Source organism: Pseudomonas syringae group sp. J248-6 (assembly GCF_032586995.1).
Lineage (GTDB): Bacteria > Pseudomonadota > Gammaproteobacteria > Pseudomonadales > Pseudomonadaceae > Aquipseudomonas > Aquipseudomonas amygdali.
Genome location: NZ_JAWHOP010000002.1, coordinates 499,241 through 509,218 on the forward strand (window position 1 = coordinate 499,241; position 9,978 = coordinate 509,218).

Here is a 9,978-nt window from a genome sequence, read left to right on the forward strand (position 1 = left end):
CCTACGGGATATGCCGCACCGTTTGTTGGCAAGCATCGCCTTGCTTTTTATCTGCTGTGCTGCACAGGCCCAGACACCCTCAGCCACACCCGCAAGCCCGGCTATTTCCTACGTAAAGGATATTCAGCCGATTCTTACCGAGAAATGCGTTGCCTGCCATGCCTGCAACGATGCTCCCTGCCAGTTGAACCTGGGCAGCGGGGAAGGCGTGAGCCGTGGTGCCAGCAAGACCCCGGTTTACCAGGGCGAGCGTAGTGAAGCGGTAGCGCCGACCCGACTGTTTTATGATGCGCGTGATACCGAGGCTTGGCGCGGCAAGGGGTTTTACTCAGTGCTGGAGACCCAGGGCAGTCAGGCTGCCCTGATGGCGCGCATGCTCGATCTGGGGCGCAGCGCGCCGTTGCCGGCCAACAGCAAAATTCCGGACGAGATCGCGCTGGGCATCAATCGCGAAAATGTGTGCCCGCTGCCCGGCGAATTCAACGCCTATGCCGCAGCTCATGCGCAACAAGGCATGCCACTGGCGGTGGCTGGCCTGACCGATGCCGAATACCAGACGCTGCAGCGCTGGCTGGCTGCCGGTGCGCCGGTGGAGCAGCAGACCATTACCCCGAGTGTCACCGAGGCCGCGCAGATCAATGCCTGGGAGGCGCAGCTCAACGAGCCTGGCGCGAATCAGGCGCTGGTCGGTCGCTGGCTGTTTGAGCACCTGTTCCTGGCGCACATCTATTTCGAAGGCGGTGAGGCGGGGCACTTCTTCCAGTGGGTGCGCTCGCGAACTCCAAGCGGCAAGCCTGTGGACCTGATCGCTACTCGTCGCCCCGACGATGATCCGGGCAGTGACTTCTATTATCGATTGATCCCTGTGCAGGGCGTGATCGTTCACAAGACCCACATTACCTATGCCATGAGCCCACAGAAACTGATGCGGGTCAGGCAATTGTTCTATGGTAAAGACTGGAAGGTCAACGCACTGCCTGGCTATGGCCCTGGCCATCGGGCCAATCCGTTTCTGACCTTTGAAGCGATCCCGGCAGCGGCGCGTTATCAGTTCATGCTCGACAATGCCGAGTATTTCGTCCGCACCTTCATTCGCGGGCCGGTCTGCCGCGGGCAGATCGCGACCGATGTGATTCGCGATCAGTTCTGGGTGCTGTTCCAGGACCCGTCGCACGATCGCTACATCACCGATGCGACGTATCGCGGGGAGGCCACGCCATTGCTGGCCATGCCGGGGCAGAACGATGACGTGGGCAGCGTGCTGAGCCTGTGGCTGTCCTACCGCGACCGGCGCAATGAGTATGAAGACCTGCGCCGCGACAGTTACGCGAAAATGCCAGCACCGGGCTGGAGCACGCTGTGGGCAGGCAATGACAATGCCTTGCTGACCGTTTTCCGTCATTTCGACAGTGCGTCGGTCAATAAAGGGCTGATTGGCGACGTGCCGCACTCCATGTGGCTGTTCGACTACCCGCTGCTGGAGCGCACCTATTATCAGTTGGCGGTGAACTTCGATGTCTATGGCAACGTTTCACATCAGGCACAGGCCCGGCTGTATTTCGACTTGATCCGCAACGGTGCCGAAATCAACTTCCTGCGCCTGATGCCTGCCGATCGCCGGGAAGACATACTCAGCGATCTTTATCAGGATGGCGGCAAGATCAAGATGTGGCTGGATTACCAGAAGATCGACGACGATACGCCAACCGGTATCAAACTCGATGAAAAGGCCGCGCAGCGCGACTTTGCGTTCAAGCTGATCGAGCGTTCCGGCAGCCTGAATGCCGCGCCTGATCCGATCAACCGCTGCAGCGGGGCGTATTGTTCTCGGCCAAACCTCGACAGCAGTTTTGCCCAGGCGGAACAGGCACTGAGCCGTTTGACCTCACGCCCGGCGGCGGGCCTGAAAGTCATCGATCAATTGCCGGAAGCAAGCATGCTGCGCATCGAGGGCAGCGACGGCAAACGCATGATCTACAGCATGCTGCGCAACCGTGCGCACAGTAACGTCGCGTTTCTGCTGGGCGAGTCTTATCGCTATATACCGGGGCTGGACACACTGACCGTCTACCCGGGCGTGCTCAGCAGTTATCCGAATTTCATCTTCAATATTCCGGTCGCACAGGTGCCGGCCTTTGTCGATGCCATGCAGCAGAGCAAGGATCAGGCGAGTTTCGAACAAATCGTCCAGCGTTGGGGCATCCGTCGTACTCATCCACTGTTCTGGAGTTACTTCCACGATCTGAATCGCTACGTTCAGGAAACTGAACCACGCGAAGCGGGTGTGCTGGACATGAATCGCTACGAGAACCTCTGAAAAACCGGGGCTTCACGCCGCAGGCCCTTGTGCAACATGGCCTGCGGCCATCTTTACTTCCTGAACGAAATGTATCTCGCGCGATCTTTTTTCCAAAAAGGTGGTCCGAAATGGTGCGCGTCATAGGCCGGTTTATCAAACGACCCATGATTGAAAGTCAGGCAGTAGAGGTTTTTTGTGATGTTGATTTCAGTTCAGGCGCTACGTGCGTTCGCAGCGTGGGTCGTGGTGTGTCATCACTTCATGCAGATTTTTTTCGATTTCAAGGCCAGCGGCCCGGTAGGACAGTTCTTTGTGTCGAAGGGCGCGGTCGGCGTTGATATCTTCTTTGTCATCAGTGGTCTGGTTATCTTTTTGTCGACGCAGAACAGCGATATGCCTGCACGGCGCTTCATTCTGCATCGTCTGATTCGAATTGTTCCGGCCTATTGGCTGTATACCGCCGCCATGGCGTTGTTGTTGCTGATTGCAGCACCGATGCTCCCGCATCAGGTCATCGGCTGGCAGAACTTCCTCTTGTCACTGGTATTCATTCCTTCCGAAAACCCCGGCGGTTATGGCCTTTACCCGACGCTTAACGTCGGCTGGACGCTCAACTATGAGATGTTTTTCTACCTGCTGTTCTCGGTGGTATTCCTCTTTCAACAGCGTCACCGGCCGCTGATCATTGCCGCAGCGCTGTTTGCGGTCAGTGAGGTTCTGGCCCGCACCGGACTGATCAGCCGCTTCTATGGCAACGACATTATTTACGAATTCCTGCTGGGTATCGGCATCGGCATCCTCTATCGCCGTGGCTGGATCAAACAGGCGCTATGGCTGCCGCTGGCGGGTATTGCGGTAGGGCTGTATGCGATCAATCACCTGACCAATGAGCAGCGTCTGCTCAACTGGGGCCTGCCGAGTGCCTTGATCGTACTATCGTGCATCTCGCTGGAACCGTATTTCCAAGGCAACAGGCTGCTCAAGGTACTGGGCGACTGCTCGTACTCGGTCTACCTGCTGCACGTTCTGGTGCTGTACGGCGGCTTGCTGATGGCGCAACGCTTTGGCCTCAGCCCCTATGTGGTGTTCGCGTTCTGCGTGCCGATCATCGCCATCGGTGCCTGGGTCAGTTATGAGTGGATCGAGAAGGGCCTTTACCGCCGGATGAAAGCCTGGCTGGATGGACGCCGAGCGGTCAGCCGGGCGCAGGCATTAACCTGACAAAAATACTAGGACTTTGTGTGACGGTGCCGATTGGCGTAAACTGCTGGCACGTCTGCGAGGAATTTTCATGACCGCTATCACTATTACCGATGCCGCCCACGATTATCTGGCCGATCTGCTGGAAAAGCAGAACACCCCGGGCATTGGCATCCGCGTATTTATTACCCAGCCCGGCACTCAGTACGCTGAAACCTGCATTGCCTACTGCAAGCCGGGTGAAGAAAAGCCGGAAGACAAGGCTATCGGCCTGAAGAGCTTCACCGCCTGGATCGATGGTTTCAGCGAAGCGTTTCTGGATGATGCCGTGGTTGACTACGCCACTGATCGCATGGGCGGCCAGTTGACCATCAAGGCACCAAACGCCAAGGTGCCGATGGTCAATGCCGACAGCCCGATCAACGAGCGCATCAATTATTATCTGCAAACCGAGATCAATCCCGGCCTTGCCAGTCACGGTGGTCAGGTCACGCTGATCGACGTGGTCGAGGAAGAGGCGAAGAATATCGCCGTGCTGCAGTTCGGTGGCGGTTGCCAGGGTTGCGGTCAGGCCGATGTCACGCTGAAGGAAGGTATCGAGCGCACACTGCTTGAGCGTATTCCCGAGCTGTCGGGCGTTCGCGATGTGACCGACCATACGCAGAAAGAAAACGCTTACTACTAAGCCTTTCTCTGCTGCGCAAAAACGCCCTGACTATTCAGGGCGTTTTCGTGTGCGGCCGTCGCTGGTGGTCAGGTCAGTTCCACCAGTACTGCGCCTTCGTTGACCATCTCTCCCTCATGGCAGTAAAGCGCTGTGACAACGCCGGCACTGGCAGCGCGGATGCTGTGTTCCATCTTCATGGCCTCCAGCACCACCAGTTGCGCCCCGATCTCGACCGTCTGACCCACTTCAACCAGCACGCGCACGATGCTGCCATTCATGGGGGCTGTCAGGCCGCCATGCTGGCTATCACTGGCATCGGCCTGCGCGATGGGGTCAAGTCGGGTGATGGTGTGCAGGTCGCCTTGCCATTTGAGGTAAAGCGCATTGCCACGGCGTATCGCCAGATGCGAGCGGCGCACGCCGTTATGTTCGACAGTCAGATGCTCGTTGCTGAGTTTGAACGGTGAGTCGCTGCTGTTGCGCAGGTAGACGGTTCGGGTTTGACCATTGCAGCTCAGTCGCAGATCCGTCTCTGCAGGCAGGCCAGCGCGAAAGCCTGTGCTGGCCGCCCAGGGCGAGTGCAGGTCGGCTTGATCGACGCGTGCCGTTTCGCTCTGGCTGAAGGTCTCGGCGGCGGCCTGCCAGAGTTCCTCACACAGTTCACCCGCTTGCGGCAGCAATTGATCCTGATGGCGGGGGATGAAGCCCGTGTCCAGCTCAGCGGCGGCAAACGCCGGATGGGCGATGATTCTGCGCAAAAATGCCAGGTTGGTTCTGACACCGCCCACTGCGAACTCCTCCAGCATGCCGAGCAGGCGCAAACGGGCCTGCTCACGGTTTTCGCCCCAGGCAATCAGCTTGCCGAGCATGGGGTCGTAGAAGGGTGAAATGCTGTCGCCCTCGCTAACGCCGCTGTCCACGCGCCTGCCGGAGCCGGACGCGGATTCTCTGTAGAGCTCCAGCGTGCCGGTTGCAGGCAGAAAATCGTTGGCCGGGTCTTCGGCATATAGCCGGACCTCAATGGCGTGGCCGATCAGTGGCACTTGTTCCTGAGTAATGGGCAGTGGTTCGCCTCTGGCCACCCGAATCTGCCATTCCACCAGATCCAGGCCCGTGATGTATTCGGTCACCGGGTGCTCGACTTGCAGGCGGGTATTCATCTCCATGAAGAAAAACTCGCCGCGCGCGTCCAGCAGGAATTCCACCGTGCCTGCGCCCACGTAACCGATGGCCTGTGCGGCCTTGACCGCCGCTTCACCCATGGCCTTGCGCAGTTCGGGTGTCAGGCCGGGCGCAGGTGCTTCTTCGACGACCTTCTGATGTCGGCGCTGAATGGAGCAGTCGCGCTCATTGAGGTAGAGACAGTGACCATGGCGGTCGGCAAACACCTGAATCTCGACGTGGCGCGGAGTGAGGACGTATTTCTCCACCAGCATTCGCGCGTCGCCGAACGAAGAAAGCGCCTCGCGTTGAGCGGAGGCCAGCGCTTCGGCCAGTTCGCCGCTGTGCTCCACCACCTTCATGCCTTTGCCGCCACCGCCTGCCGTGGCTTTCAACAGCACGGGGTAACCGATGCGTTCAGCGGCGCTGCGGAACGTCTCGATGTCCTGTGCGTCGCCGTGATAGCCAGGTACCAACGGCACGCCAGCCTGCTCCATCAGCGACTTGGCGGCAGATTTGCTGCCCATGGCGTCGATGGCCGAGGCGGGTGGGCCGAGGAAAATCAGCCCTGCCTCTTCAATGGCACGGGCAAAGTCGGCATTTTCGGACAAAAAACCATAACCGGGGTGAATCGCTTGCGCGCCGCTTGCCCTGGCCGCATCGATAAGCTTGTCGATCGCCAGGTAGCTTTCTGCTGCCTTGCTGCCTCCAAGATCCACACGGATATCAGCCTCATGGCTATGCCGTGCGTCACGGTCAATGGCACTGTGCACGGCGACTGTGGTGAGCCCCATGGTTTTCGCGGTCCGCATGATGCGACAGGCAATTTCACCGCGGTTGGCGATCAGCAGCGTGGTCAGCTCTGGGGTACTCATGATTGCGAGTCCTTCTGTGATTCTTGCCGGGCTGCAAGCGCTGCTGGCGATTGATCGCAGTCTGGCTGCCAGCCGGGTGTGCGTTTTTGCAGGAAGGCGCGCAGGCCTTCCTGGCCTTCGGCGCTGGTACGGATGCGCGCGATGGCGCTTTCACAGTAGCGGCGCAATGCAGGTGTGAGTTCGCCGCTGCCGACTTCGCGTAGCAACTCCTTGCTGACCCGCATGGCCTGCGGGCTATTGAGCAGCAGGTTGTCGACCCACTCCTGTGTGCGGGCTTGCAGGTCGGCAGCCGGATAGCACTCGGCTATCAGCCCCATCTGCTGCGCTCTCTGGCCATCGAAACGCTCTGCGGTCAGGGCGTAGCGCCGCGCCGCACGTTCGCCGATGGCCTGCACCACAAACGGACTGATAACCGCTGGAGCCAGGCCGATGCGTACTTCCGACAGGCAGAACTGCGCATCCGCTGCCGCAATGGCCATGTCGCAGCAACTGATCAGGCCCAGCGCGCCACCGAACGCTGCACCTTGCACCACCGCAAGCGTCGGAATTTTCAATTTTGCGAGGCTGTACATCAGCTCTGCCAGTTCACGGGCATCGTCCAGATTGGTGTTGTAGTCCAGCTCTGCTGCCTGCTGCATCCAGGCCAGATCGGCACCCGCGCTGAAATGCCTGCCACGCCCGCGCACCAGCAGGAAGCGCAGGCTGGCATCACTTTGTACCTGGTCCAGTGCGAGGATCAGCTCGCGAATCATCTGCGCATTGAAGGCATTGTTCTTGTCCGGTCGATTCAGCCACAGCGTGGCGAAACCACGTGGGTCGGTGATCAACTCTATGGTTGCGAATGAGGTCGACGTCATGGTCATTTCCCGTCTTACATCCGGAACAGGCCGAAGGTAGTAGGTTCGATGGGCGCATTGAGCGAGGCGGACAGGGCCAGCGCAAGAATGTCGCGGGTTTGTGCAGGGTCGATGACTCCGTCGTCCCACAGTCGGGCGCTGGAGTAATAAGGATGCCCTTGATGCTCGTACTGATCGAGAATCGGCTGCTTGAGCTCGGCCTGCTGTTCGGCGCTGAAGGCCTGGCCGGCACGTTCCGCCTGCTCGCACTTGACCTGCACCAGCACGCCCGCTGCCTGCTCGCCACCCATCACGCCGATTCGCGCGTTGGGCCACATCCATAGAAAGCGCGGGTCGTAGGCGCGGCCACACATACCGTAATTTCCTGCACCGAAACTGCCGCCGATAATGACCGTGAACTTCGGCACCTTCGCGCAAGCCACGGCGGTCACCAGCTTGGCCCCATGCTTGGCGATACCCCCGGCTTCATACTTCTGACCGACCATGAAGCCGGTGATGTTTTGCAGAAACAGCAGGGGAATTCCTCTCTGGCAGGCCAGTTCGATAAAGTGCGCGCCTTTCTGGGCGGCTTCTGCGAACAGGATGCCATTGTTGGCCAGAATCGCGATCGGGTAGCCATGCAGGCGAGCGAAACCGCAGACCAGCGTGGTGCCAAACAACGCCTTGAATTCATCCAGTACCGAGCCATCCACCAACCGCGCGATGACTTCGCGTACGTCAAACGGCTGTTTTGTGTCGGTCGGGATGATGCCGTACAGGTCCTCGCTGGCGTATAGCGGTGCAATGGGAGTGACAGCGTTCAACTGGCCTTGTTTGCGCCAGTTCAGATTGGCGACGCTGCGTCGCGCCAATGCCAGCGCGTGCTCGTCGCTGTCGGCATAGTGATCGGCCACCCCGGAAGTGCGGCAATGCACATCCGCACCGCCCAAGTCTTCAGCGCTGACTATTTCGCCGGTGGCGGCTTTTACCAGTGGCGGGCCTGCGAGGAATATGGTGGCTTGCTGGCGCACCATGATCGCTTCGTCGGCCATGGCTGGAACATAGGCCCCGCCTGCAGTACAGGAACCCATGACCACGGCAATCTGGGGAATGCCTTGTGCGCTCATGTTGGCTTGATTGAAGAAGATGCGCCCGAAGTGTTCGCGGTCCGGAAACACTTCGTCCTGGCGCGGCAGGTTGGCACCACCGGAGTCCACCAGGTAAATGCACGGCAGGCGGTTTTGCTGGGCGATGGTCTGCGCGCGCAGGTGCTTTTTGACGGTCAGCGGGTAATAGGAGCCACCTTTGACCGTCGCGTCGTTGGCGATGATCATGCATTCGACGCCCTCGACCCGGCCGATACCGGCAATTACCCCGGCGGCCGGAACCTCTTCGCCATACACCTCATGGGCGGCCAGTTGGCCGATCTCCAGAAACGGTGATCCGCTGTCCAGTAAACGGTTGATACGCTCGCGGGGCAGCAACTTGCCGCGTGACGTATGGCGCTCCTGGGCCTTGGGCCCGCCGCCTTGGCGAACGATGCTCAGCAACATACGGAGCTCTTCGACCTGCTTGAGCAGCGCGGTGCGATTAAGGGCAAATTCCGGCGAGCGGGCGTTGATGCGAGTCTGCAGAATGGTCATGGTAGCTCCGCAATCAACGGGTTTCGTTGAACAGTTCGCGACCGATGAGCATGCGCCGGATCTCGCTAGTGCCTGCACCGATCTCGTAGAGTTTGGCGTCGCGCAACAATCGACCGGCCGGGAACTCGTTGATGTAGCCATTGCCGCCCAGAATCTGGATGGCATCCAGCGCCATCTGCGTGGCGCGTTCGGCGCTGTAGAGGATCACGCCCGCTGCGTCCTTGCGCGTGGTCTCGCCACGATCACAGGCCTGGGCAACCGCGTACAGGTAGGCGCGGCTGGCGTTGAGCTGGGTGTACATGTCTGCGACCTTGCCCTGAATCAGCTGGAACTCGCCGATGCTCTGGCCAAACTGCTTGCGGTCGTGAATGTAGGGCACCACCACGTCCATACAGGCCTGCATGATTCCGGTCGGCCCGCCAGAGAGCACGACGCGTTCATAATCGAGGCCGCTCATCAGGACCCTGACACCACCATCAAGCACGCCCAGCAGATTCTCTTCGGGCACCTCGACGTCATCGAAAAACAGCTCGCAGGTATTTGAGCCGCGCATGCCCAGCTTGTCGAACTTGCTGCCGCGCGAGAAGCCCTTCCAATCGCGTTCGACGATAAACGCGCTGATGCCATGGGCTGCCTTTTCCAGGTCGGTCTTGGCGTAGATCACGTAGGTGTTGGCGTCAGGCCCGTTGGTGATCCAGGTCTTGCTGCCGTTGAGTACGTAGTGATCGCCGCGCTTGTCGGCGCGCAGCTTCATCGATACCACGTCCGAGCCTGCATTGGGTTCGCTCATGGCCAGCGCGCCAACGTGCTCGCCGCTGATCAGCTTGGGCAGGTATCGGGCTTTCTGTGCCGGGCTGCCATTGCGGTTGATCTGATTCACGCACAGGTTGGAGTGTGCGCCGTAGGAGAGCGCCACCGATGCCGAGCCACGGCTGATTTCTTCCATCGCCACGACATGCGCCAGATAACCCAGGCCTGCGCCACCGTATTCCTCGCTGACCGTGATGCCGAGCACGCCCATCTCACCGAATTTGCGCCACATGTCGACGGGGAACAGGTTGTCCTTGTCGATCTGTGCGGCGCGCGGGGCAAGCTCTGCGGCGACGAAGGATTGCAACTGATCGCGCAGCATGTCGATGGTTTCGCCCAGGGCGAAGTTCAGGCTGGGGTAACTCATGGGTAGCGTTCCTGTTTTATTCTTGGAGATGGTTCTATGCGGATTGGCTATGACCTTTACGTTAACGTAAACCTGTGGGTGTGTGCTGTCAATCAGGCTTGTGCGCGGAGGGTGGGGGAG

The 9,978-nt window shown here is 59.6% G+C and carries 7 protein-coding genes; 3 read left to right on the forward strand and 4 right to left on the reverse strand.

Features of this window, described 5'->3' with window-relative positions:
* The first annotated feature begins 184 nt into the window (after positions 1-184).
* The 3 genes from RYC17_RS04335 to nfuA all read left to right on the forward strand — a co-directional run bounded on the left by RYC17_RS04335 (position 185) and on the right by nfuA (position 4,184).
* Positions 185-2,317, forward strand: a complete 2,133-nt coding sequence (locus tag RYC17_RS04335) for a fatty acid cis/trans isomerase (protein ID WP_316902575.1) — start codon at positions 185-187, stop codon at positions 2,315-2,317.
* Positions 2,318-2,497: 180 nt separating this feature from the next.
* Positions 2,498-3,520 (forward strand): acyltransferase family protein, encoded by a 1,023-nt coding sequence (locus RYC17_RS04340; RefSeq protein ID WP_058409383.1) that lies wholly within the window; start codon positions 2,498-2,500, stop codon positions 3,518-3,520.
* 70 nt (positions 3,521-3,590) lie between these two features.
* Positions 3,591-4,184, forward strand: coding sequence for a Fe-S biogenesis protein NfuA (nfuA, locus tag RYC17_RS04345; RefSeq protein ID WP_002553665.1), 594 nt, complete (start codon positions 3,591-3,593; stop codon positions 4,182-4,184).
* A gap of 68 nt (positions 4,185-4,252) precedes the next feature.
* Here the strand turns inward: nfuA and RYC17_RS04350 are convergent, their stop codons facing one another.
* Genes RYC17_RS04350 through RYC17_RS04365 form a run of 4 tightly spaced genes read right to left on the reverse strand, consistent with a single transcriptional unit; the run spans position 4,253 to position 9,858 of the window.
* The gene (locus RYC17_RS04350; protein ID WP_316902569.1) at positions 4,253-6,202 is read right to left on the reverse strand and encodes an acetyl/propionyl/methylcrotonyl-CoA carboxylase subunit alpha; all 1,950 of its coding nucleotides are present in this window, start codon (positions 6,200-6,202) and stop codon (positions 4,253-4,255) included.
* Entirely contained in the window at positions 6,199-7,059 is an 861-nt protein-coding gene (locus RYC17_RS04355) for a gamma-carboxygeranoyl-CoA hydratase (protein WP_058401570.1), read from the reverse strand. The genes RYC17_RS04350 and RYC17_RS04355 overlap by 4 nt, the downstream gene beginning before the upstream one ends.
* Before the next feature lie 14 nt (positions 7,060-7,073).
* Positions 7,074-8,681 carry a carboxyl transferase domain-containing protein gene (locus tag RYC17_RS04360; RefSeq protein WP_316902570.1) on the reverse strand — a complete coding sequence of 536 codons (1,608 nt, stop codon included), beginning with the start codon at positions 8,679-8,681 and terminating at the stop codon, positions 7,074-7,076.
* A gap of 13 nt (positions 8,682-8,694) precedes the next feature.
* On the reverse strand, positions 8,695-9,858 hold the full coding sequence (locus RYC17_RS04365; protein ID WP_122259039.1) for an isovaleryl-CoA dehydrogenase: 1,164 nt from the start codon (positions 9,856-9,858) through the stop codon (positions 8,695-8,697).
* Between the last annotated feature and the right edge of the window lie 120 nt (positions 9,859-9,978).

Bases quoted from the DNA above. Each gene is read 5' to 3' on its own strand.
- RYC17_RS04340 (WP_058409383.1), top strand. From the start codon at position 2,498: ATGTTGATTTCAGTTCAGGCGCTACGTGCGTTCGCAGCGTGGGTCGTG.
- nfuA (WP_002553665.1), top strand. From the start codon at position 3,591: ATGACCGCTATCACTATTACCGATGCCGCCCACGATTATCTGGCCGAT.
- RYC17_RS04355 (WP_058401570.1), bottom strand. From the start codon at position 7,059: ATGACGTCGACCTCATTCGCAACCATAGAGTTGATCACCGACCCACGT.
- RYC17_RS04350 (WP_316902569.1), bottom strand. From the start codon at position 6,202: ATGAGTACCCCAGAGCTGACCACGCTGCTGATCGCCAACCGCGGTGAA.
- RYC17_RS04365 (WP_122259039.1), bottom strand. From the start codon at position 9,858: ATGAGTTACCCCAGCCTGAACTTCGCCCTGGGCGAAACCATCGACATG.
- RYC17_RS04360 (WP_316902570.1), bottom strand. From the start codon at position 8,681: ATGACCATTCTGCAGACTCGCATCAACGCCCGCTCGCCGGAATTTGCC.